The organism is Nevskia sp., from assembly GCF_051860985.1.
Taxonomy (GTDB): Bacteria; Pseudomonadota; Gammaproteobacteria; order Nevskiales; family Nevskiaceae; genus Nevskia.
On record NZ_JBIMKV010000002.1, the window covers coordinates 283,816 to 306,798 of the forward strand.

General features: G+C 67.8%; 23 protein-coding genes. 18 read left to right on the top strand and 5 right to left on the bottom strand.

The window, feature by feature from the left end; translation table 11 throughout:
• Positions 1-3: 3 nt before the first annotated feature.
• Both ACTIGJ_RS03500 and bchF read right to left on the bottom strand, forming a co-directional pair.
• Positions 4-1,299: a ferredoxin:protochlorophyllide reductase (ATP-dependent) subunit N gene (locus ACTIGJ_RS03500; RefSeq protein WP_439638893.1), complete on the bottom strand. Its 1,296-nt coding sequence runs from the start codon at positions 1,297-1,299 to the stop codon at positions 4-6.
• A complete protein-coding gene (gene bchF, locus ACTIGJ_RS03505; RefSeq protein WP_439638894.1) occupies positions 1,296-1,832 on the bottom strand; it encodes a 2-vinyl bacteriochlorophyllide hydratase in 537 nt (178 codons plus the stop codon). The genes ACTIGJ_RS03500 and bchF overlap by 4 nt, the downstream gene beginning before the upstream one ends.
• Positions 1,833-2,206: 374 nt before the next feature.
• Here bchF and ACTIGJ_RS03510 point away from each other — a divergent pair, with 374 nt between their 5' ends.
• From ACTIGJ_RS03510 to ACTIGJ_RS03550, 9 genes are all read left to right on the top strand, one after another.
• Positions 2,207-3,040 (top strand): cobalamin B12-binding domain-containing protein, encoded by an 834-nt coding sequence (locus ACTIGJ_RS03510; RefSeq protein ID WP_439638895.1) that lies wholly within the window; start codon positions 2,207-2,209, stop codon positions 3,038-3,040.
• 94 nt (positions 3,041-3,134) lie between these two features.
• Positions 3,135-4,559: a transcriptional regulator PpsR gene (gene ppsR / locus ACTIGJ_RS03515; RefSeq protein WP_439638896.1), complete on the top strand. Its 1,425-nt coding sequence runs from the start codon at positions 3,135-3,137 to the stop codon at positions 4,557-4,559.
• 10 nt (positions 4,560-4,569) lie between these two features.
• A complete protein-coding gene (locus ACTIGJ_RS03520) occupies positions 4,570-4,701 on the top strand; it encodes a hypothetical protein (RefSeq protein ID WP_439638897.1) in 132 nt (43 codons plus the stop codon).
• 110 nt (positions 4,702-4,811) lie between these two features.
• The gene (gene chlG, locus ACTIGJ_RS03525) at positions 4,812-5,702 is read left to right on the top strand and encodes a chlorophyll synthase ChlG (RefSeq protein WP_439638898.1); all 891 of its coding nucleotides are present in this window, start codon (positions 4,812-4,814) and stop codon (positions 5,700-5,702) included.
• A gap of 11 nt (positions 5,703-5,713) precedes the next feature.
• Entirely contained in the window at positions 5,714-7,051 is a 1,338-nt protein-coding gene (locus ACTIGJ_RS03530; protein WP_439638929.1) for a BCD family MFS transporter, read from the top strand.
• A gap of 3 nt (positions 7,052-7,054) precedes the next feature.
• Positions 7,055-8,254, top strand: coding sequence for a geranylgeranyl diphosphate reductase (locus tag ACTIGJ_RS03535; protein WP_439638899.1), 1,200 nt, complete (start codon positions 7,055-7,057; stop codon positions 8,252-8,254).
• A gap of 26 nt (positions 8,255-8,280) precedes the next feature.
• Entirely contained in the window at positions 8,281-8,544 is a 264-nt protein-coding gene (locus ACTIGJ_RS03540) for a hypothetical protein (protein ID WP_439638900.1), read from the top strand.
• A gap of 265 nt (positions 8,545-8,809) precedes the next feature.
• The gene (locus ACTIGJ_RS03545; protein ID WP_439638901.1) at positions 8,810-10,021 is read left to right on the top strand and encodes a PAS domain-containing protein; all 1,212 of its coding nucleotides are present in this window, start codon (positions 8,810-8,812) and stop codon (positions 10,019-10,021) included.
• Between the two features lie 55 nt (positions 10,022-10,076).
• The gene (locus ACTIGJ_RS03550) at positions 10,077-12,260 is read left to right on the top strand and encodes a GAF domain-containing protein (protein WP_439638902.1); all 2,184 of its coding nucleotides are present in this window, start codon (positions 10,077-10,079) and stop codon (positions 12,258-12,260) included.
• Here ACTIGJ_RS03550 and ACTIGJ_RS03555 read toward each other — a convergent pair.
• Together ACTIGJ_RS03555 and ACTIGJ_RS03560 are read right to left on the bottom strand one after the other, a co-directional pair.
• Positions 12,224-12,835: a heme oxygenase (biliverdin-producing) gene (locus ACTIGJ_RS03555; RefSeq protein WP_439638903.1), complete on the bottom strand. Its 612-nt coding sequence runs from the start codon at positions 12,833-12,835 to the stop codon at positions 12,224-12,226. The two genes, ACTIGJ_RS03550 and ACTIGJ_RS03555, sit on opposite strands and share 37 nt — an antisense overlap.
• A complete protein-coding gene (locus tag ACTIGJ_RS03560) occupies positions 12,835-14,376 on the bottom strand; it encodes an alpha/beta hydrolase (RefSeq protein ID WP_439638904.1) in 1,542 nt (513 codons plus the stop codon). The genes ACTIGJ_RS03555 and ACTIGJ_RS03560 overlap by 1 nt, the downstream gene beginning before the upstream one ends.
• A 119-nt stretch (positions 14,377-14,495) precedes the next feature.
• Here ACTIGJ_RS03560 and bchI point away from each other — a divergent pair, with 119 nt between their 5' ends.
• From bchI to ACTIGJ_RS03605, 9 genes are all read left to right on the top strand, one after another.
• Entirely contained in the window at positions 14,496-15,521 is a 1,026-nt protein-coding gene (gene bchI, locus ACTIGJ_RS03565) for a magnesium chelatase ATPase subunit I (protein WP_439638905.1), read from the top strand.
• 13 nt (positions 15,522-15,534) lie between these two features.
• Positions 15,535-17,409 (top strand): magnesium chelatase subunit D, encoded by a 1,875-nt coding sequence (locus tag ACTIGJ_RS03570; protein WP_439638906.1) that lies wholly within the window; start codon positions 15,535-15,537, stop codon positions 17,407-17,409.
• Positions 17,406-17,996, top strand: a complete 591-nt coding sequence (locus ACTIGJ_RS03575) for a DUF2946 family protein (RefSeq protein ID WP_439638907.1) — start codon at positions 17,406-17,408, stop codon at positions 17,994-17,996. The genes ACTIGJ_RS03570 and ACTIGJ_RS03575 overlap by 4 nt, the downstream gene beginning before the upstream one ends.
• A gap of 207 nt (positions 17,997-18,203) precedes the next feature.
• Positions 18,204-18,800 (top strand): flagellar basal body-associated FliL family protein, encoded by a 597-nt coding sequence (locus ACTIGJ_RS03580; protein WP_439638908.1) that lies wholly within the window; start codon positions 18,204-18,206, stop codon positions 18,798-18,800.
• Positions 18,801-18,826: 26 nt separating this feature from the next.
• Positions 18,827-19,816 (top strand): flagellar motor switch protein FliM, encoded by a 990-nt coding sequence (fliM, locus tag ACTIGJ_RS03585; RefSeq protein WP_439638909.1) that lies wholly within the window; start codon positions 18,827-18,829, stop codon positions 19,814-19,816.
• Entirely contained in the window at positions 19,817-20,227 is a 411-nt protein-coding gene (fliN, locus tag ACTIGJ_RS03590) for a flagellar motor switch protein FliN (RefSeq protein WP_439638910.1), read from the top strand. It abuts the gene before it with no gap.
• Positions 20,228-20,262: 35 nt separating this feature from the next.
• Positions 20,263-20,640: a flagellar biosynthetic protein FliO gene (fliO, locus tag ACTIGJ_RS03595; RefSeq protein ID WP_439638911.1), complete on the top strand. Its 378-nt coding sequence runs from the start codon at positions 20,263-20,265 to the stop codon at positions 20,638-20,640.
• 68 nt (positions 20,641-20,708) lie between these two features.
• The gene (gene fliP / locus ACTIGJ_RS03600) at positions 20,709-21,461 is read left to right on the top strand and encodes a flagellar type III secretion system pore protein FliP (protein WP_439638912.1); all 753 of its coding nucleotides are present in this window, start codon (positions 20,709-20,711) and stop codon (positions 21,459-21,461) included.
• Positions 21,462-21,723: 262 nt separating this feature from the next.
• Positions 21,724-21,888: a hypothetical protein gene (locus ACTIGJ_RS03605; RefSeq protein WP_439638913.1), complete on the top strand. Its 165-nt coding sequence runs from the start codon at positions 21,724-21,726 to the stop codon at positions 21,886-21,888.
• Between the two features lie 517 nt (positions 21,889-22,405).
• On the opposite strand, the gene ACTIGJ_RS03610 is transcribed toward ACTIGJ_RS03605, so the two are convergent.
• Positions 22,406-22,789, bottom strand: a complete 384-nt coding sequence (locus ACTIGJ_RS03610; protein ID WP_439638914.1) for a hypothetical protein — start codon at positions 22,787-22,789, stop codon at positions 22,406-22,408.
• Positions 22,790-22,983 lie beyond the last annotated feature (194 nt).

Sequence of the window (22,983 nt, forward strand, 5' to 3'; positions counted from 1 at the left end):
TGCTCAGGCGGCCAGCAGGGCGCGGCGATGCAGCGGCCGAGCGAACAGGCCGGCCAGGTCGGCCGCCTGGTCGAAGCCCTGGATCGGCGTGAACACCAGTTCGATCGCCCACTTGGTGGTCATGCCTTCGGCTTCCAGCGGATTGGCCAGGCCGAGGCCACAGACCACCAGGTCCGGCGCGGCGGTGCGGCAGCGATCGAGCTGCCTGTCGACATCCTGGCCTTCACTGAGCACGGTGCCGGCCGGCAGCCAGGCCAGTTCCTGCGCCAGATGGCTGCGGTGCAGGAACGGCGTGCCGACTTCGACCAGCGCCACGCCCAGCTCGCGATGCAGGAAGCGGGCGATCGGGATTTCCAGCTGCGAATCCGGGAAGAAGAACAGGCGCTTGCCTTCGAGCTGCGGACGCAGCCGGGCCAGCGCCTGCCGGGCACGGCTGCGGGCCGGCGCCAGCGCCGCATCGACGGTCTGCGGGTCCAGCTGGAAGGCGCGGGCGGCGGCCTGGAACCAGGCGTGGCTGCCTTCGTCGCCCAGCGGGAACGGCGCGGCGATACGCGTGGCGCCGCGATTCTCCAGCGCCCGCGCGGTATCGGCGAGGAACGGCTGGGCGAGCAGGTAGCGGGTGTTCGGGCCGATTGCCGGCAGCAGGTCGGAGCGTCGTGGCGGCAGGAACTGCACCTGCGTCAGGCCCATTGCGGCGAACAGCCGGCGGAACTGGTCCTCGACGACGTCGGCGAGGCTGCCGACCACCAGCAGCGATTCCTCGGCGGTGTCCGGCAGGCCCGGCACCAGCGCCGCCAGGCAGGCGTCTTCGCCCTGGGTGAACGTGGTTTCGATGCCCGACCCGGAGTAGTTCAGCACCCGGACCTTCGGCGCATGCACGGTGCCCAGCCGCTGGGCGGCGCGCGACAGATCCAGCTTGATCACTTCCGAAGGGCAGGAGCCGACCAGGAACAGCAGCTTGATGTCCGGCCGGCGGGCCAGCAGCTGGGCGACCACGCGGTCCAGTTCGTCGTTGGCGTCGGACATGCCGGCCAGATCGCGCTCGTCGATGATCGCGGTGCCGAAGCGCGGCTCGGCGAAGATCATCACGCCGGCAGCCGACTGGATCAGGTGGGCGCAGGTGCGCGAACCGACCACCAGAAAGAACGCGTCCTGGATCTTGCGATGCAGCCAGATGATGCCGGTCAGCCCGCAGAACACTTCGCGCTGGCCGCGTTCCTTCAGCACCGGCGCATCGCTGCAGCCCCCGGCATTCTTCGGCTGGACCACGACGGGGACGGCGGCGAGGGCGCTGCTCATCGGGCTGGAACTCCGGAAGCCAGCGGGAAGGGGGTGCCGGCTGCGGCGGCAGGCGCGGCGGCGTCGAGGCGCGCCAGCCGCAGTTTCCAGACGAATTGCGCGGCGTTGACGACGTAAGTGGCGTAGGCAACCAGCGCCACCAGCATCTGCTGGCGAAGGCTCAGGCCGCCGCTCAGCAGGCCCCACAGGTGCAGCGTGTGCAGGGCGATCACCACCATGCTGACGGCGTCTTCCCAGAAGAAGGCCGGCGCGAACAGGTACTGGCCGAACACCACCTTCTCCCAGATCGCCCCGGTGACCATGATCGTGTACAGCGTCAGGGTCTTGACGACGATCGACAGCGTGGCGGCCTGCTCGCCCTGGCCGGTGGTCAGGTAGCGGAGCACCAGCACCAGACTGACCAGGAAAACCACGAACTGGACCGGCGCCAGCAGGCCCTGGACCAGGGTCCAGCGGCTGCCATCGCGGCGCGCCCGCTCGGCTGGCGAGTAGAGCGGCCTGCGTGCACTGGAACCGCCCTCCGCCTCTCGCATGCCCGTTCTCCGCCGGTGATGACGCCTGTGACCGAATCTAGACCGCGTGGCGTCGACTGTCAATTTAGATTGACGTAATTGAATTGTTACATACACGATGGCGGCAGCAAGCCCTGCCGGGCGTTTTGACCCTCTGCAGGTCGAGTGCAACAATCCGCGCGCTCGACCTATGGTTCGTCAGAGCCAAATCCCCCTCCGCGTCGACGCTTGACATTCGCGGCAAGGACTTGGTCGCACCGGCACACGCCGGGCGCCGGGTTCACGCCGATGCTGCGGGTCATTACAAAAGCGTTGATTGAGAGGGAAATCAAATGCTTGGATTCAATCAGGGTGGTAGGCCGTTGCCGTCAGCGCGAGATCGAAGCGTCGAAACCGTGACGGAGCCCGGCACCGGTGCGCCCGGCGTGCTGGTAGCGGTCGGCGAAGCGGAGATCGCGCCGCTGATCCGCACGATCGAGTCGGAAATCATTCCGCGCCTGCTCTTGGCCCACAAAGGTGCGGCCAGCCTGGCGGCGGAGACTGGCGTGCTCGGCGAGCTGCCGACCCGCGAGCACATCGCCGAGTTCGCCGGCCTGGTCCTGGTGCAGGACGCCACGGCGGCGTCCCGCTACATCGAGGCGATGGTCGATCAGGGTTTCCTGCTCGAAACGCTGTACCTGCACCTGCTGGCGCCGGCAGCGCGTCACATCGGCGAACTGTGGAGCCAGGACCTTTGCGATTTCGTCGAGGTGACGATGGCGCTGGGCCGCATCCAGCACGTGATTCGCGAGTTCAGCCCGTCGTTCCGCGAAACCCGTGAAAGCGCGCCGGCCGAGGCGCGGCGGATCCTGCTGGCGCCGGCTCCGGGCGAGCAGCATGCAATGGGCTTGATGATGCTGCGCGAGTTTTTCCTGCGGGCGGACTGGGAGGTGGTCGGCGGGCCCAGCACGTCGAGCGAGGAAGTGGCCGTGCAGCTGGCAAGCCAGTGGTTCGACGTGATCGGCATTTCGGTCGGCTCGGAATGCCGGCTCAACGGCTTGGCCTCGTGGCTGGCGGCGCTGCGCCGCGTGTCGCACAACCCGTCGGTACGGATCATGCTCGGGGGGCCGGAGCTGACGGCCAATCCGCAGCTGGCCGGGCTGCTGGGCGCCGATGCCACCGCCAGCGATGCGCGCACGGCGGTGCTTGAGGCTGAGATACTGGCGCCCCAGCGGGCGAATCCCCAATGAATTCGGCGACGGGTTGTTCCGCAATCATCACGAGGCAGGCTTGGACGATATCCGCAAGGCAGGCGCGCACGACGGTGGCCCGAGTGGCCGAGCCATGAATCGCGAGACCACCGGTGACGGCGTGCTCGGCGCCCTCGACGCCGACGCGGCCAGCAACCTGATCGCGGCGGCGGCCGATGTCGCCCTGGTGCTCGACGGCAACGGCGTGATCCGCGATGTCGCCCTCGGCAGCGAGGACATGCTGCTCGAAGGTTGCCGCAAGTGGATCGGTCAGACCTGGGCGGAAACGGTGACGGTCGAAAGCCGGGCCAAGGTTGAAAGCCTGCTGCGCGACGCGACATCGAAGACCGAGCGCCGCTGGCGCCAGGTCAACCATCACTCGGCGCGCGGCACGGACGTGCCGGTGCTGTATTCCGCTGTGCAGGTCGGCGCCGAAGGGCAGGTGGTGGCGTTCGGGCGCGACCTGCGGCCCAATGCCCAGCTGCAGCAGCGGCTGGTCGATGCCCAGCAGTCGATGGAACGCGACTACTGGCGCCTGCGCCACGTGGAAACCCGCTACCGGTTGCTGTTCCTGTCGTCGCTGGAAGCGGTCCTGATCGTCGACGCCGCCACCCAGAAGATCGTTGAAGCCAATCCGGCCGCCGGCGACCTGCTGGGCGAGAACGCCCGCAAGGTTGTCGGCCGCGCGTTCCCGGAAGGTTTCGACAGCGACAGCATGGCGGCGATCGGCCTGCTGCTGGCGCGCGCCCGCGCAGTCGGGCGCGGTGACGACATCCGCGTGAGGCTGCTGACCGACGCCCGCGAATTCCTGATCGCCGCGTCGATGTTCAGCCAGGACAACGGCTCGTTCTTCCTCGTCCGGCTGTCGCCGACCCGCGGCGATGCTCCGGATTCCGCCGTGCCGAGATCGATCGTCAAGGTCATGGAAAGCATGCCGGACGGCTTCGTCGTCACCGATCCCGAAGGCCAGGTGATCAGCGCCAACCGCGCGTTCATCGACATGACCCAGGCGGTCACCGAGGCGCAGCTTCGCGGCGAATCGCTGGAACGCTGGCTGGGCCGCTCGGGCGTCGATTTCAGCGTGCTGATCGGCAGCATCCGCCAGCACGGCTCGGTACGCCTGTTCTCGACTGTGCTGCGCGGCGAGCATGGCGCGACCAGCGATGTCGAGGTGTCGGCGGTCTCGGTGCCGCACGGCGATCTGCCCTGCCTCGGCTTCACCATTCGCGACGTTGGCCGACGCACTTCCTCGTCGGTGGCGGCACGGGTGAGCCAGGAACTGCCGCGCTCGGCGAACCAGCTGACCGAACTGGTGGGGCGCGTGTCGCTGAAGGAACTGGTCCGGGAGTCGACCGACCTGATCGAGAAGCTGTGCATCGAGGCGGCGCTCGAACTGACGCGCGACAACCGGGCATCGGCGGCCGAGATGCTGGGGCTGAGTCGCCAGAGCCTGTACGTCAAGCTGCGCCGCTACGGCCTCGGCGATCTTGGTCCGGACGAACCGGAGCCGGCGGCGTGACCTCGCCGTGATGAGCTTCCTCGGCGTCCCGCTGTTCGAGTGGGCCGGCCTGGCGCTGGCACTCGGACTCGGCGTCGAGGCCTGGCTGACGATCCGCAAGCCGTCGGCATCCGACAAATCACCCGACGACGCCGAGCGCTGAAGCGTCCACCCGGACGGACAGTCGCCGACTGTCAGATTAAATTGACGATATCGGGCATCCGTGTAAGCCTCGGCTGACATTTCAGCTGCAGGTCTGCCTCCCGGATTGCCATGGATCGTCCCGCGCTCGCCACCGTCGCCGAACTGCTGAAGCCGATCACCTGGTTTCCGCCGATGTGGGCTTTCGGCTGCGGCGTCGTCGCATCGGGTGTTGCGCTGGCCGGCAACTGGCCGCTGATCGTGGTCGGCGTCTTGATCGCCGGGCCGCTGGTCTGCGCGACTAGTCAGGCGGTCAACGACTGGTACGACCGCGAGGTCGACGCCATCAACGAACCGCAGCGGCCGATTCCCTCCGGTCGCATGCCCGGCCACTGGGGGCTTTACATCGCCATCGGCTGGACGATCCTGTCGATCGTCGTCGCCACCTTGCTGGGGCCGTGGGGTTTCGCTGCAACGCTGCTGGGGCTTGCGCTGGCCTGGGCCTACAGCGCGCCGCCGATCCGCCTGAAGCGCAATGGCTGGTGGGGCAACACCGCCTGCGCGGTTTCCTACGAGGGTCTGGCCTGGGTGACCGGCGCCGCCGTGATGAGCGGCGGCGCCACGCCGGATGCGCGCTCGCTGTTGCTGGCGGCGCTGTACAGCGCCGGTGCGCACGGCATCATGACCCTCAACGACTTCAAGTCCATCGAAGGCGATCGGCGCAGCGGCATCGATTCGCTGCCGGTGCTGCTCGGCGTCAACGGCGCGGCGCTGACCGCCTGTGCCGCGATGGCCGTGCCGCAGATTGGCGTCGTGGCGCTGCTCGGGTACTGGCAGATGCCGGCCCACGCCTTCGGCGTGGCGGTGCTGCTGGCCCTGCAGCTGCTGATGATGCGGCGCTTCCTGGCTACGCCGGCGCGGTTGGCGGTCTGGTATTCCGGCTTCGGCATCCCGCTCTACGTCGCCGGGATGATGGTCAGCGCGTTCGCGCTGCGGGTATCCGGCGCCGGAGCCCTGTCGTGACGTCGTCGGCGATGCTCGGCTGGTTCGGCATCGTCCGGCTTGGCTTCGTGCAGGCCGCGCTGGGCGCGATCGTGGTGATCGCGACTTCGACGATGAACCGGGTGATGGTCGTCGAACTGGCGTTGCCGGCGATGCTGCCGGGCGCGCTGGTGGCGCTGCACTACGCGGTGCAGATCCTGCGGCCGCGTCTCGGCTTCGGATCCGATGAAGGCGGGCGGCGCACGCCGTGGATCGTCGGCGGCATCGCCGTGCTCGGACTTGGCGGCGTGCTGGCCGCTGCCGGCATCGGTCTGATGGCCGCCCAGGCGGCGGCCGGAATCGCGCTGGCGGTGCTGGCCTTCGTGCTGATCGGCGTCGGGGTCGGCGCGGCCGGTACCTCCTTGCTGGTGCTGCTCGCCAAGCAGGTCGAGCCCGGCCGTCGCGCGGCGGCCGCCACCATCGTCTGGATGATGATGATCGTCGGCTTCGTCGCCACCACGGTGGTGGTCGGCAAGCTGCTGGACCCCTACACGCCACAGCGGCTGCTGGCGATCACCGCTGCCGTCGCGGCGGCGGCGCTGGCGATCAGCCTGATCGCCACGCTCGGCCTCGAACCCGCCACGCTCGAACAGTCGCAGCCGGACGGCGCCGAGCCGCCTGCTGGCCGCACGCCGTTCGCGGTGGCGCTGCGCGAGGTCTGGGCCGAGTCGCGGGCGCGGCGCTTCACGATCTTCGTGTTCGTGTCGATGCTGGCCTACAGCGCCCAGGACCTGATTCTCGAACCGTTCGCCGGCAGCGTGTTCGGCTATACGCCGGGCGCTTCGACGCAGCTGGCCGGCGTTCAGCATGGCGGCGTGCTGGTCGGCATGATCCTCGTGGCGCTGGCCGGCACCGGCTGGCGCGGGCGGCGCATCGGCTCGCTGCAGCAGTGGACGGTCGGCGGCTGCGTCGCCTCCTGCCTGGCGCTGGCGGCGCTGGCCGGCGGTGGCCTCGTCGGCGCGTCCTGGCCCCTGCGCGACAACGTGTTCGCGCTCGGCGTCGCCAACGGCGCGTTCGCCGTGTCCGCCATCGGTTCGATGATGAGCCACGCCAGCGAAGGTCGCAGCGGCCGCGAAGGCGTGCGGATGGGCCTCTGGGGAGCGGCGCAGGCCATCGCCTTCGGTGCCGGCGGCTTCGCTGGCGCTGCGGCCAGCGATCTTGCCCGAGCCGCCATCGGGACCGACGGGCCGGCCTACGCGCTGGTGTTCGCGGCCGAGGCGCTGATGTTCCTCGCCGCCGCCCGGCTCGCGACACGGCTGACGGCCGCGCCGGCCGCGCGTCATTCCAGCACGGCATCGACCGCCGGCGCGCCGCTGGCCAGCCAGGCATGAACCATGACCGATATCGAACGCTTTGAAGTGGTGGTGGTCGGCGGCGGACCTTCGGGCGCCACGGCCGCCGACCGGCTGGCCCGCAGCGGCCGTCGCGTGCTGCTGCTCGACCGGGCGGGGCGCATCAAGCCCTGCGGCGGCGCGATTCCGCCGCGCGCCATCCGCGACTACCAGATTCCCGACCACCTGCTGGTGGCGCGGATCGGCTCGGCGCGGATGGTGGCGCCGTCCGATCGGCACGTCGACATCCCGATCGACAACGGTTACGTCGGCATGGTCGATCGCGCGGCCTTCGACGAATGGCTGCGCGAGCGCGCCGAATCGCATGGCGCGGAGCGCCGGACCGGTCACTTCGAATCGATGAGCCGCGATGCAGACGGCGTCGCCTGTATCCACTACCGGCGGCCGGACGGCACGCTCGAATCGGTGCGCGCCACCGCCGTGATCGGCGCCGACGGCGCCCGCTCCCAGCTGGCCCGCCAGCAGGTCAGGGGAGCGGAGCGGATGAAGTTCGTGTTCGCCTATCACGAGATCATCCGGGCGCCGAAAGCCGCCGCCGTCGCCAACGGGATCGATTACGACGCCCGTCGCTGCGACGTGATCTACCGGGGCGCGCTGTCGCCGGATTTCTACTCCTGGATCTTCCCGCACGGCGATACCGTCAGCGTCGGCACCGGCAGCGCCCACAAGGGCTTCTCGATGCGCGGTTCGGTCAGCAGCCTGCGCGCCAGCACCGGCCTTGCAGCCTGCGAAACCCTGCGTCGCGAAGGCGCACCGATCCCGATGAAGCCGCTGAAGCGCTGGGACAACGGCCGCGATGTGGTGCTGGCCGGCGACGCTGCCGGCGTGGTCGCCCCGGCCTCGGGCGAGGGCATCTACTACGCGATGCTGGGCGGCGATCTGGCGGCGCAGGCGGTCGAGGCGCTGCTGGTCACCGGCGATGCCAGTTCGCTAAAGCTGGCCCGCAAGCGCTTCATGGGCGAGCACGGCAAGGTGTTCTGGGTGCTCGGTATCCTGCAGCGCTTCTGGTACGGCACCGAGAAGCGTCGGGAGAGCTTCGTGAAGATCTGCGAGGACCGTGATGTGCAGAAGCTGACCTTCGACGCCTACATGAACAAGAAGCTGGAACGGAAGAAGCCGATGGCGCACGTGCGCATCTTCTTCAAGGACCTGGCGCACCTGTTCGGCCTGGCACGGGCCTGAGGGCGGTACGTCAGGCGCCGCGCACCATGCATGCCTTTTTCGCCAGCGGCCGGGCCGTCGATCTGGTGCTGGCGCTGATGCTGGCCGAAGCTCTGCTGCTCGCCGGTCTGCATCGATACGCCGGCCGGGCGCCACCACCGGACCGCTGGCTGGCCAATCTCGGCTCCGGTTTCTGCCTGTTGCTGGGGCTGCGCGCGGTCATCGCCGGTGCCGCCTGGCCGTGGCTGGCGCTGGCCCTGACCGGCTCGCTGGCGGCCCACCTGATCGACCTCCGGCGACGCTGGCACTGAGGCTTTCCGGAGTCCCCGGAACCGCCTGCCCGAGGCGACAAATGCTATGCGTGGACAAGCACTTGCTGTACCCTGCCGCGCTGCACGCCGCCGCCACTGGGCAGCGGGACCCGGCCGTTCGAAAGGCCGGGCTGTTCGATTCGTCTTCGAGGATTGAATATCGCGCTTCCGGCTTAACCGTGTGCTCCGCACCAACGACATTGAGGCCTTGCGTGGTTTTTCCTTTTGCAGCTGAGCCGGTCTGCCTTCGCGGGAGGGCGGCATCGTGAACGAGCCCGCCGCCAGCGAGGCCGGCAAGCTCGGGGCGTTGTCGAACCTCGCGCCGGAGCTGGCCGACATGCTGGTGTCGATCGCCAGCGACATCGCGCTGGTGGTCGATGACCAGGGCGTGATTCAGCGCATCGCGCTGGGCGGCGGCGAACCGGTGAAGACCATGGCCGACGACTGGCTCGGCCGGCGCTTCGCCGACATCGTCACCATCGAAACCCGCAAGAAGGTCGAGCAGCTGCTGGCCGATGTGTCGGCCACCGGGCTGTCGCGGTCGCGGCAGGTCAATCATCCGTCGCCGCTGGGACTCGATGTGCCGGTCGCCTATTCGGCCGTCCGCCTCGGGCCGGGCGGGCCGCTGCTGGTGGTCGGCCGCGACATGACTGTGGTGTCGGCGATGCAGCAGCGCCTGGTGCACGCCCAGGCCGAGATGGAGCGCGAGTACTGGCAGCGCCGGCAAAGCGAAACCCGCTACCAGCTGCTGTTCCAGATCGCCACCGATCCGGTGCTGGTCGTCGACGCCAGTTCGCTGAACGTGATCGACGCCAATCGCGCGGCTGCCCGCCTGTTCGGCCAACCGTTCGACCAGCTGATCGGCAAGCGCGCGACGCTGCCGCTGCACGACAGCTCGCGCCCGGCGCTGCTGGAACTGTTCGCCACCGCCAAGGCCAGCGGCCGGGCGGCTGACTGCGAGGCGCTGATCGATGGCCCGCAGCGCCGGGTGAGGATTTCGGTGACGCCGCTGCGGACCGAATCCAGCACCGCGCTGCTGATGCGCCTGAAGACGGTCGATCCGCAATGGCAGGTGCCGGAAGCGAACCAGCGGCTGGTGGCGCTGATGGCGCTGAGCCCGGACGCCATCGTCGTCACCGACGGCGAGGGACGGGTGCAGATGGTCAACCCGGCGTTCATCGAGCTGGCGCAGATCGACATCCGCACGATCATCGTCGGCAGCCCGCTGTCGAACTGGCTGGGGGCGACGGCCGGCGAACTCGGCCGGCTGATGGACAGCATGCGCGAGGCCTTGTACAGCCAGCGCGTCAGCAGCACGATCCGCGGCGCGGCGGGCCGGCTGACCCGTGTCGAGGTGGCCGCCGTCTGCCTGGCGGAAAACGAGGACGAGGCGTTCGGCTTCATCGTCCGGCCGGCCTACGCCGGCAGCGCCGGTACGCTGGCCGGCGACGATCGGACGGATCCGTCGATCCACTGAACGCGGCGCGTGTGGTCCGATCGGCAAGCCCTTGCGTGACGGAGACCGGGAAGCGATGAACGAAGTGCTCGCCAGTCCGCCGTTTGGCGAGGCGACCCTGAGCAACTGCGAACGCGAGCTGATCCACCTGGCCGGATCGATCCAGCCGCACGGCGTGCTGCTGTGCGTCGACGAGCGCAGCTTCGCGATCGTCCAGGCCAGCGCCAACGCCGGCGATTTCGTCGGCATCGCGGCCGCCGCGCTGATCGGCCGCGACATCGCCAGCGTCGGCGGCACGCTCGGGGCGCAGCTGAAGGCGCTTGATCCGGCCGGTGATCTGGCCGAGCCGCAGCCGCTGAACTGCACGGTGAGTCGGGACGGCGCCGACGTGGCGCTCGACGGCACCGTGCACCGCCATGCCGGCGGGGTGCTGATCGTTGAACTGGAACGCCGTGACGGCGCGGCCGGCTACCAATCGACCGACCCGGTCGATCACGCCGGCGTGGCGATGGCGGTCAAGCGCTTCAGCAGCGCGCCGACCATCGCCAGCCTGTCCGAAGCGGTGGTCGCCTGCGTGCGCGAGCGCACCGGCTACGACCGGGTGATGGTCTACAAATTCGATCCCGACGGGCACGGCGAAATCATTGCCGAGGCGCGCAAGCCCGATCTCGACTCGCTGCTCGGCCATCACTATCCGGCCACCGACATCCCGCAGCGCGCCCGCGAGCTGTACATCCGCAACCGCGTGCGGGTGCTGGTTGATGTCCATTACCAGCCGGTGCCGATCGAGCCGCGCCGGCTGCCGGACGGCAGCGAGCTGGACATGTCGCTGTGCCATTTGCGCAGCATGTCGCCGCTGCATCTGCAGTACCTGAAGAACATGGGTGTCACCGGCACGCTGGTGGTGTCGCTGGTCCGCGAGGGCCGCCTGTGGGGGCTGATCGCCTGCCATCACTACGCGCCGCGCTACGTGCCGTATCCGGTGCGCGCGCTGCTGGAACTGCTGGCCGAGGTGATCTCGACGCGCATCGCCGCGATCGAGAACTACGTGCAGTCCCAGGTCGAGGTGCTGGTCAAGCGGCTCGAGCTGCGGATGATCGAGGCCACCTCCACCGACGGCGACTGGCGGATGGCGCTGTTCCGCAATTCCCGCACCTTGCTGTCGCCGGTCGATGCCACCGGCGCCGCGCTGTTTCACGACGGCGAGGTGATGACCGCCGGCGACGTGCCGTCGACGCCGGATCTGCGCGCGCTGCTGGCCTGGGTGTCGGCGCAGCCGATGGAGGGCGGCGTCTACACCTGTTCGTCCGTGGTTCGGCGCAATCCGGGCTTTGCCGCACTGGCGGCCACCGCCAGCGGCGTGATGGCGGTGCCGCTGTCGCCGTCGCGGCCCGACTGGCTGATGTGGTTCCGCAAGGAACAGCCCTGCGAGTACACCTGGGCCGGCGATCCGGCCAAGCCGGTGATCAACGACGATCCGCTGACGCTGTCGCCGCGCCGCTCGTTCGCTGCCTGGTCGGAAATCGTGCGCGGCACGGCGGCGCCGTGGACCCGGGCCGAAACGGTGCTGGCCAAGGCGGTTGGTCAGACCTTGATCGACATCATCCTGCAGATCCAGGCGGTGCGGCTGCTGATCGCCCAGCACCAGCTGAACCTGGTGCGCTCGCAGGTCGGCAATTCCAAGGACCCGGTGGTGATCGCCGATCCCGAAGGCCGCATCCTCTATTCGAATGAAACCTTCCAGCGCCTGCCCGGCAGTCCCGGCGCGCAGCTGGAAACGCTGGACGATCTCGGCGGACTGTTCATCGAACCCGAGGACGTGCGCGACCACCTGCGCCGCCTGCTGCGCGAGCGCCTGCCGTGGCGCGGCGAAGCCGCACTGGTCACCGCCGGCCGGGAGGCCCTGCCGCTCGGCGTCCGTGCCGACGTGGTGCCGGGCGCCGGTGATTCGATCCTCGGCTTCATCGTCATCCTCAGCGACCTCACCACCCGCAAGCAGACCGAGTCGGCGCGCCGGCATTTCGAGACCACGCTGCTGCAGGCCGAACGCGATCTCGCCCGGGGGCCGGGCGGCACGCCGTTGCGGCAGTCCGACGACGTGATGGGCGCGATCCTGGCCAACGCCAATGTCGCGGCGATGGAGATCGCCGATGCTGCCGGCGGCGACGAGATCGCGCCGCTGCTGGAAGAGCTGGAAGCCTCCACGCAGCGGGCTGCCGCGCTCTACCGGCGGCTGCGCAGGCTCGACCGCAAGGGCTGAAGCGCCGCGAACAGCGCGGCATGGCGAGCGAAGGCGGCGACCGCTTCGTCGACCATCGTCTGTGCCTCGGCCTCGGCGAGCGGCAGTGTGTCGAGCGCCGCCCGGAATGCGGCGGCCAGCGGCCCGGCGCCCGGCTCCGGGAAGCGATGGAAGGCAACCCCGACGCCGTAGCAGTCGCCGACGATCCGGCCCAGCGGCTGGCCGCCCGCCAGGTCGCCGAGGTAGCGCACGTAGGCATGCGCACCCAGCCGCACGGCGTCCAGCGTCTGCAGGTGCGCCTGGTAGGCGTGGGCGGCCACGGTCAGCGGCAGGCGCTGCCAGTCGGGGCCATGCAGGCTTTCGAGATCGGCTTCGAGCGCCGCGCGCCGGGCCAGCCGGGGATCGCGGATCGCCTGCGGCAAGGCCGTTTCCGGCAGGCGCGCTTCTAGCACCGCGTAGATCGGGTGCAGGTTGCGCAGCAGCCGGCAGTAGTCGTGGCGGTCGAGCTGGCCGCGCAGCAGGCGGCTGATCAGCGCGCTGTCCTCGACCTCGCGGTGCCGTGCGGCAGTGGCCTGCCGCAGGCGCAGCGCCAGCATCAGTGACCGACCACCGGAAAGCTGACGGCGATCAGCCAGCCGAACAGCACGGCGTTGGCGACCGCCGCGATCAGCGGCTGGCCGGTGCGGCGGCCGATCCAGCGGCTGAAGCTGCCGAACACCACGAACAGCAGCAGCACCACCGGCACGATGATCACCAGGAAGAACAACTCGTAAGGGTTCAGCGCCACTGCCAGCAGCAGCGAGACGAGCAGCAGCAGCTTGGTCAGCAGGTAGCCGCCCGGCGCGGGCTGCGGCCCGCGGGTGATCCATTCGTCGATCACGAAGTACGGCAGCAGGCCGGCGGTCATCACCGCGATCAGCGGCCAGCGCAGCGCATGCGGCGCCACCGAGGCCACCCAGTGATCGAGCGCGTAGCCGAACGCGGCGGCGCAGGCAGTGGTCACCGTCAGCAGCACCGCCAGCGTGCGCCGATCGATCAGCCGGAGTCGGGGCAGCGGCAGGCCGCGACGGCGCAGCATCAGCGCCACCAGCAGGCCGTACAGCGCGAAGTGCATTGCCAGATAGCCGCCGAGCAGCAGTGGCAGCCAGTCGTGCGGCAGCGGCCACAGCAGCAGCGGCGTGACGATCGCCGGCAGGCCGGCATCGAGCAGCAGCGCCCGGTGCGGCAGCGCCAGGCCGTCCGGCGGATTGCGCAGCACCGGCAGCCGTGCGGCCAGCGCCCAGGCCAGCAGCATCAGCCCGCCGAACAGCAGCGCCAGCGGCCCGCCGCGGAGATCGCGCCAGTGACCGGTGACCGGTTGCAGGAAGCTGCCGGACAGCCAGTCGACCGCCGCGTCCAGCGTGTCGCGCGCGTACAGCACGCCGATGTGCTCGGCACCGCGCGCCAGCACCAGCCGGCGGGCGCTGCCATTGTCGAACTGGCCGTAGATCGGCCCGGCCTCCGGCTGGCCGCCGGCTGCCGTGCGGATGCTGGCCAGCCCCTGGCGGATCAGCTCGCCGGCTTCGAACGCGCCATCGATGATCAGCAGGTTGTGCGGCAGCCGGTCGGTGGCACGCGGGAAGAACAGCGACACCGCGATGGTTGCAGCGATCGACGGGTCCTCGATGCCGAGCCGTACCACGACGTCGGATGCCATCGAATGCCCGAGCAGTGCCAGCCGGCCGTCGCTTTCGGGACGCTTGCGCGCCATCGCCACCACCGTCCGCAAGGCCTCGACCAGCGCGGTCGACATCGCCTGCTGGTCGGCAAGGCCGCTGGCCAGCGGTCGAGGGTGGCGGCCGTGGCCAGGGAAATCGAATGTGATCGCCAGGAAGCCGGCGCGTGCCAGCGTGGTCGCCAGCGGCTGCATCAGCTGCTGCGAGCCGGCGAAACCGTGGGCGATGACCACGGTCGGCGCCGGCTCGTCGCGGTCCGGCGCGTAGATCGTGACCGGCATGTCGGCGACCTGCAGATGGCTGATGCGCAGGCCGCGCGTGGCATCCGCCAGCCGGTGCGCTGCAAACGCGATCATCAGCAGCGCCAGCACGGCGGCGGCGGCGCGCCCGCCACGCCGATCGAAACGGGACTTGGAAATCATGCGGCAGTGTCGCCGAGCGCCAGCGGCGGTCGCAACAAATGCCAGCGCGGCGAGCCGCGTTTGGTAAAGTCCGGATGACGTCCGTTTTTTCTGACACTCCGCTTCCAGGATCGCCGCGCATGCCACTGCCGTTCCCGTTTTCGGCCATCGTCGGCCAGGAAGAAATGAAGCTGGCGCTGCTGATCGCGGCGGTCGAACCGGCGATCGGCGGCGTCATGGTGTTCGGCGATCGCGGCACCGGAAAGTCGACGGCGGTGCGCGCGCTGGCCGCGCTGCTGCCGCCGATGGAAGCGGTGATCGGCTGCCCGTACCACTGCGCGCCGGACGATGGCTCGGATGCCTGCAAGGCCAGCCTCGACCGGCTCGGCAGCGCGAAGAAGAAGACCCACAAGGTGCCGGTGCCGGTCGTCGATCTGCCGCTCGGCGCGACCGAGGACCGCGTGGTCGGCGCGCTTGATCTGGAAAAGGCGCTGGCCCAGGGCACCAAGGCCTTCGAGCCGGGCCTGCTGGCGCGCGCCAATCGCGGCTTTCTGTATGTCGACGAGGTCAACCTGCTTGAAGACCATCTGGTCGACCTGCTGATCGACGTCGCCGCCAGCGGCGAGAACGTGGTCGAGCGCGAAGGCCTGAGCGTCCGTCATCCGGCGCGCTTCGTGCTGGTCGGCAGCGGCAATCCCGAGGAAGGCGAGCTGCGCCCGCAGCTGCTCGACCGTTTCGGCCTGTCGGTGGAGGTATCGACGCCGACCGATCTGCAGGCACGGATCAGCGTCGTGCGCCGTCGCGATGCCTTCGAGCGCGACCGCGCAGCGTTCATCGCCGAATGGAAGGCGGAGGACGACAAGGTGCGGCGGCGCATCGTCGCTGCCCGCAAACGGCTGCCGGACGTGCAGGTGCCGGATGCCGTGCTCGAACGCGCGGCGGAGCTGTGTCTGGCGCTCGGCACCGATGGCTTGCGCGGCGAGCTGACCCTGATGCGCGCCGCCCGTGCGCTGGCCGCGCTGGAGGGCGATGCGGTGGTCGGCGATGCCCACCTGAAGCGCATCGCCGCGCCCAGCCTGCGCCACCGCTTGCGCCGCAATCCGCTCGACGACGCCGGCTCGACCAGCCGCGTCGAACGCGCGGTCGGCCAGCTGTTCGGCGCGTGATCCGCAAGCCCCGATGACCGCCGACGCGGACCCGGCGCGTGGCCGCGACGCGCTGTCGGCGGCGGCGCTGTTCGCGGTCGATCCGCAGGCGCTTGGCGGTGTCGCGATCCGGGCGCTGGCCGGACCGGTCCGCGATCAATGGCTGGCGCTGCTGTGCGGCTGGCTGCCGCCTGAACAGCCGTGGCGGCGGGTGCCGCTGAACATCGCCGATGGTCGCCTGCTCGGCGGGCTGGATCTGTCCGCGACCCTGTCGGCCAGCCGGCCGATCGCCGAGCGCGGCCTGCTTGCCGAAGCCGATGGCGGCGTGCTGCTGCTGACGATGGCGGAGCGCCTCAGCGCCGGCACCGTCGCCCGGCTGGCGGCGGTGCTCGATGACGGCGAACTGCGCCTGGCCCGCGACGGCATTGCCGCGACGGTGCCGGCGCGGGTCGCGGTGATCGCGCTTGACGAAGGCATCGAGGCTGACGAGGGGCTGGCCGCACCGCTGCTCGATCGCCTCGCGTTCCGGCTCGATCTCGACGGCCTGCGGCGGCTCGATACGGCGGCGCTCGGCATCGAGGTTGAAAGCCTGGCTGCAGCGCGGGCAAGGCTGCCGAACGTCGAGCTGCCGGACGCGGTGATCGCGGCACTCACGGCCACTGCCGAACAGCTCGGGATCGCGTCATTGCGGGCGATCTGGCTGGCGACTCGCGCTGCCCGGGCCGCTGCCGCGCTCGACGGCCGCGACGTCGTGACCGACGCCGACGGCGCGATCGCCGCCCGGCTGGTGCTGGCGCCGCGCGCGACGCGGTTGCCGGCCACCGAGCCGCCGCCCGATTCGGATCAAGCGCCGCCGCCGGACGAGCCGGACCAGCCGGCGCCAGCGGATGCGCCACCAACGCCGCCCGAGCGCGACACCGACACGGAGGAGGACGCTCCGCCGCTCGCTGCTGACACGCCGCTGCAGGACCTGCTGCTGGCGGCGGCCACCGCCGCCATTCCGCCGGGTCTGCTGGCGCAGCTGAAGGCCGGCGCGCAGGCCGGCAAGGCGAGGGCGGCGGGCAAGTCCGGCGCCTTGCAGAAGGCGGCGGCACGCGGCCGGCCGGCCGGTTCGCGGCGCGGCGAGCCGCGCGCCGGCCAGCGGCTGGCGCTGATCGACACCCTGCGGGCGGCCGCACCCTGGCAGCGCCTGCGGCGGGCGGAGCTTGATGCCCGTGCCGGTGCGCCCGCATCCCGACCGCTTTCCCGGGGGGAGGCGGGCTTGCCGTCGGCAAGCGCGCCGCGCGTGCTGGTGCGCCGCGAGGATTTTCACGTCACCCGGCTCGAACAGCGGCGCGAGACCACGACCCTCTTCGTCGTCGATGCCTCGGGTTCCTCAGCGCTGAACCGGCTCGCTGAAGCCAAGGGCGCAGTGGAACTGCTGCTGGCCGATTGCTACGTGCGCCGCGACCGCGTGGCGGTGATCGGCTTCCGTGGCGCCAGCGCCGAACTGCTGCTGCCGCCGACGCGCTCCCTGGTGCGCGCCAAGCGCAGCCTGGCCGGCTTGCCCGGCGGCGGTGGCACGCCGCTGGCAACGGCGCTGGATGCGGCGGCCGAACTGGCCGATGCGATCCGCCGGCGCGGCGAGACGCCGGGCATCGTGCTGCTGACCGATGGCCGCGCCAACATCGGCCGCGACGGCAAGCCGGGCCGGGCGCAGGCCGAGGCCGACGCCAGCGCCGCCGCCCGGCGGCTGGCGGCCGCCGGACATGCGACGCTGTTCGTCGATACGTCGCCGCGCGCGCAGCCGGCGGCGGCAAAGCTCGCCGCCGAGCTGCGGGCGCTGTACCTGCCGCTGCCGTTCGCCGACGCGCGGTCGCTGTCGGCGGCGGTGAAGGCAGTCCATGCAACGGGCAGGGAACGAGGATGAATCCGGATATCGAGGACTGGGCGCGGCGGGCGATGCAGCGCTGGCCGAACGTGCCGCACCTGTATGGCTGGCTGCGGCTGGATCGCCGTGGCCGCTGGCTGATTCGCGGCGAGCTGATCACCCGGCCGCAGATCATCGAGACGATCGCGGCCAACTACGCGGTCGACGCGCGCGGCTGCTGGTACTTCCAGAACGGGCCCCAGCGCGGCTATCTGGCGCTGGATGCCGCACCGCTGATTTTGAGCGCGCCGGCAGCCGGTGATGCGCTCGACACGCATCTCGGCAAGCCGGCCGGCGCGGTGTCGCGTGCGGCGCTCGACGAGGGCGGCGGGCTGTGGCTGGTCACCGCGCGTGGCCCTGGCTGGCTGGCCGATCGCGATCTCGACTGGGCGCTGGACCGGCTGTCGACGATCGACGGCGAATCCGTCGAGGCGACGCTGGCAGCGGCGCTGGCGCAGCGTTCCGGCACGGCGACCCGCCTGCAACTGCGGCTGGAAGCTCGTAGCGTGCCGGTCGAGCGCATCGACGAGGCCGACATCGCCGGCGAGTTCGGCTTCGTCCGCGAACCGACCGCCAGCACGCCGTAGCGACGCCGGCGGCGGCACGCGCGTCGCGCCGCATTTCCGTCGCGCTTTCTCGGCGCTGTCCCGGCCCGGTGGCGACAGATTCCCGGCGCGGCCCGGATATCCGCCGCAAGCCGCTGACGACGAACGACATTCCGCCGCGCTGACGGCGTGGCACATGGCTTGCTCCCGGGCTTGCAACCGCAAGACCCGATTCCCCAGGAGCCGTCCATGTCCGCAGCAGCCGAAGCCCCGAAAGCGCCCAGCAGCAAGAAAGCCCTGCTGATCCCGATCATCGGCGCGGTGGTGGCGACGGCGGCGATCACCGGCGGCGCGATGTACTTCCTGATGCCGTCGGCGAAGCCGGCCCGGCACGCCAAGGCGGATGGCGATGCCGCCGCCGCCGAACATGGCGCGGCCGATGAAGCGGCTGCGTCGGCCGAGGACGAGGGCAGCGGCGAGGAGGCGGCAGCCGAAGGCGAGGGCGGCCATGACGGCAAGAAGGCCGCGTCGGCGATCTACTACCCGATGACGCCGTCGTTCGTCGTCAACATCGGCGACAGCGACGCCTCCCACTTCCTGCAGATCGAAATGCAGGTGCGGGCCAAGAATGCCGCCGCCACCGACGCGCTGAAGCTGCACGACCCGCAGATCCGCAATGCACTGCTAATGCTGCTGGGTGCGCAGACCGTGGCCGAGGTCAATTCCCGTGAAGGCAAGGAAGCGCTGCAGAAGAAGGTGCTCGCCGAGATCCAGCGAATCCTGAAGGCGGAAACAGGCAAGAACGGCGTCGACGCCGTGTACTTCACCAGCTTCGTCATGCAGTAAGCCCGTCACCGCGCCCGGAGCCCGCCATGCAGGATCTGCTTTCCCAGGACGAGATCGACGCGCTGCTCAACGGGGTCGACAGCGGCTCGGTGGCTACCGAAGCGCCGCCGCCGGTGCCCGGCGAAGCGCGCAGCTACAACTTCGCGACCCAGGACCGCATCGTCCGCGGCCGCCTGCCGACGTTGGAGATGATCAACGAGCGCTTCGCGCGCCTGTTCCGGATCGGTCTGTTCAACATGCTGCGCCGTTCGCCGGAGCTGTCGGTGGTCGGCATCGAGATGGCCAAGTTCAGCGAATACACCCATTCGCTGTTCGTGCCGACCAGCCTGAATCTGGTGCGGGTCAAGCCGCTGCGGGGCACGGCGCTGTTCATCTTCGAGCCGCGCCTGGTCTATTCGGTAGTCGAGAACTTCTTCGGCGGCGACGGCAAGATCCACACCCGCATCGAAGGCCGCGAGTTCACGCCGACCGAAATGCGCGTGGTACAGCTGCTGCTCCGGCAGGCATTTTCCGACCTCAGCGAAGCCTGGTCGCCGGTGATGGACATGGAGTTCGAGTACATGAACTCCGAAGTCAATCCGCACTTCGCGAACATCGTCAGCCCGTCGGAAATCGTCGTCGTGTCGCGCTTCAAGATCGAGCTTGAAGGCGGCGGCGGCGATCTGCACATCACGTTTCCGTATTCGATGATCGAGCCGATCCGCGATCAGCTCGACACCGGCCTGCAGTCCGATCGCGTCGAGAAGGACGAGCGCTGGAGCCTGGCGCTGCGCGAGCAGTTGCAGGAAGCCGAAGTCGAGATCGGCAGCCAGCTCGGCAGCCTGTCCTTGAGCCTGCGTCAGCTGCTGCAGCTGAAACCCGGCGATGTGTTGCCGATGAACCTGCCGAAGACCATCGACCTGTGTGTCGAGGAGATGCCGGTATTCCGCGGCAGCTTCGGCGTATCGCACGGCAAGAACGCCGTGAAGATCACCGAAGTGATCCGCCGCGGCCCGCGCAGTGCCGCTGTCCACTGATTGTTCCGTTCTCCACTTCCAGACTCCACCGCCCAGGACCCGCCGATGACCGCCGCCACCAACACCCCCGGTAACCCGCCCGGTGCCGCCAAGGACTACGCCCGCGCCAGCTTCGACAACCTGGAAGGCGCGGCCGCCGTGGCGACCGGTGACTTCAATCTCGACGTGATTCTCGATGTCGCCGTGACCCTTTCGATGGAAGTCGGCCGCGCCCGGATTCCGATCCGCAACCTGCTGCAGCTCAACCAGGGTTCGGTCGTCGAGCTTGAACGCGCGGCCGGCGAGCCGCTCGACATCTACGTCAACGGCACCCTGATCGCCCACGGCGAAGTGGTGGTGGTCAACGAAAAGTTCGGCGTGCGCCTGACCGACGTGATCAGCCCGGCCGAACGTATCCGCAAGCTCAAGTAAGCCCTGAACCCGCGCGACCGACGATCTGCCCGACGATGAACACACCTGCTGCCGCCAGCACCGCATCGACCTTGCCCGGCTTCGGCCAGATGGCGCTGTCGCTGCTGGTGGTGCTGGGCCTGATCTTCGTGCTCGCCTGGGGCCTGCGGCGTCTGCAGGGCTTGCGCGCGGGTGGCAGCGCTTCCCTGCGCATCCACGGCGGCTTGCAGGTAGGCGCCAAGGAAAAGGTGCTGCTGATCGAAGCCGGCGGCCAGCATCTGCTGATCGGCGTATCGGCTGGCGGCGTCAGCACGCTGCACGTCTACGCCGAGCCGCCGGCGATGCCGGCCAGCGGCGACGGCGCGCCGGAACTGCCGCCGTTCGCGGTGGCCTTCCGCGAAGCGCTGAAGAAATCGCTGGGGCAGAAATCATGAACGTTGGCCGGGATACCGCGATGCCCTCCAGCAGCCGTCAGTCTGTCCCGCAGCGTTCCCGTGCCGGCATGGCCCGCGGACTGGCAGCCCTGCTGCTCGCGCTGCTGCCGGTCGCCGATGCCTTCGCGCAGGGCGGTGGCCTGCCGGCGCTGAATGTCAGTCCGGCACCGGGCGGCGGGCAGAGCTACTCCCTGAGCCTGCAAGTGCTGTTGATGATGACGGCGCTCACCTTGCTGCCGGCGGCCCTGCTGGCGATGACGGCGTTCACCCGCATCGTCGTCGTGCTCGGCCTGCTGCGGCAGGCGCTCGGCACCGGCGGCACGCCGTCGAACCAGATTCTCGTGGGACTGGCGCTGTTTCTGACTTTGTTCGTGATGCAGCCGGTGTTCGAGCGGGTCTACACCGATGCGGCCAAGCCGTACCTGGATGGCCAGATGCAGTTCGAGCCGGCGCTGGCGGCGGCGGCCAAGCCGATTCGCGGCTTCATGATGGCCCAGACCCGCGAGGCCGACCTGATGACCTTCGCGAAGATCGCCGGCAACGACGGCCCGTACGCTGATCCCGATTCAGTGCCGTTCGCGGTGCTGGCAGCCTCGTTCCTGACCAGCGAACTGACCACCGCATTCCAGATCGGCTTCCTGCTGTTCATCCCGTTCGTGGTCATCGACCTCGTGGTGGCCAGCGTGCTGATGAGCCTCGGCATGATGATGCTGAGCCCGGTGATCATCTCGCTGCCGTTCAAGCTGATGCTGTTCGTGCTGGTCGACGGCTGGGCGCTGGTGATGGGCACCTTGGCGTCGAGCTTCGTGATGCCGTCCTGATGGGACGCGTCGTTAGTGCGGGTTCCAGCGCCGTCAAAGAAGGTCTGCTCGGAGGAGATTCATCGCAGCTGAATGTGCCACAGCAGTCATATGAGATTCACCCATTGACACCGCTCCATTCTCCTGCGCGCCAAAATATTTTGTTTCGCGGTTCAGAAGACGCCGGCAGTTATGCCCGGAGATCGCTGCTTCATTGGCAATGAGCGTCTCGTTTTCGAGTTGTATTGCGAATCGAAAGTATTCTCTTCCAAAGCATAATCGCATGAAGAATGAAAGTTATGCCAAAAAGGATAAATATAAAAATAATTGGAGCATCAAATATGATAGCCAAAAAACAGCTTATGAAAAAGAAATACGAGCTGCAATTTATAGTCATTTTATGCCACTAACAGAGTTTCGTATAAAGAAAGATCTGTTCCCAAACTAGCTCCGCTGCCCCAACCAGTAACAATTTTGTATCTGACCCCAATTCCCTGACGCGCATCTGTGAAAATCATGAGATTTGTAAGACTTTGCCGCGCTCAGGTGTTGTCGTAATTCTTTAGTGATTTAAAAGGCCTCGGAAATCATCGTTTTAGATGGCGTACAATAAATTTGTGCACGGCTTTGTTTTTCTTGTATGTATAAACACAAGAAAAAAGAAAGTTGCATAGAAAAAGATTTCGAAAATTATCTTATGCATTTTGCAAAATAAGATCACACAGGTTATAGGAAATAATAAAACAATAAAACGTCCGCAATTTCTATACAGAAAGTTCATTATTGTCGACATTTTGAAAATCCTGTTTGACCAAAATTTACGCTTGCACTAGTCCCTGATTCTGATCTGCTATGTACGCGTCTCGCACCTGGAGAATTTTTTATCGACGGCGGGTGCAACGAATTTTATCTAACCCCAATTCCTCGCGTCGCGGAGTTCTGCTTCGATTCAACCGGTTTGTGCTTTAGCCGTCAATGGATCGCGACCAGCCGACGATTCTTCTGTATGAGTAAGCAGCAATTGAAGAAGAAATTAATAAGGGAAAATACGCTTCAAAATACCAAAAACCTCCACTCATGGGGTGAACAATAATCCCGGCTATACAAAGTATATATCCGCAAATCGTTATCGCAACGATTGAGTACTTCAAGAAATTCGACATTGGCGCAAGCTTCTTTTGTTGGCTTAAATATGCCATGCGCGCATGAATTGCTACCATAATGATGAGAGCAACGAGGCCGTTGAACAATAATGTAAAATTCATTTGCATAATGACAGGGTACAGCCAGAGAAATTGAAAATCAGACGCTGAGAATATTTCTTTCGGAGCTTCTTTATCGGTTTTCATGTTGAGCAGGTGCAGATTAGAAATCTGCTTTCATCGGGCTGCATATCGGTATATTTTTGATTTGCTTAATAAAATCATGTGCAATTAAGGAAGAAGGAGTTTTTCTCCAGCGCTTAAACCCATTGTTCTTTGAAAACGAAAATGCACAGGATAAGAATAAAACCAAAGCCCATGTCGGTTTGGTATTCGGCACC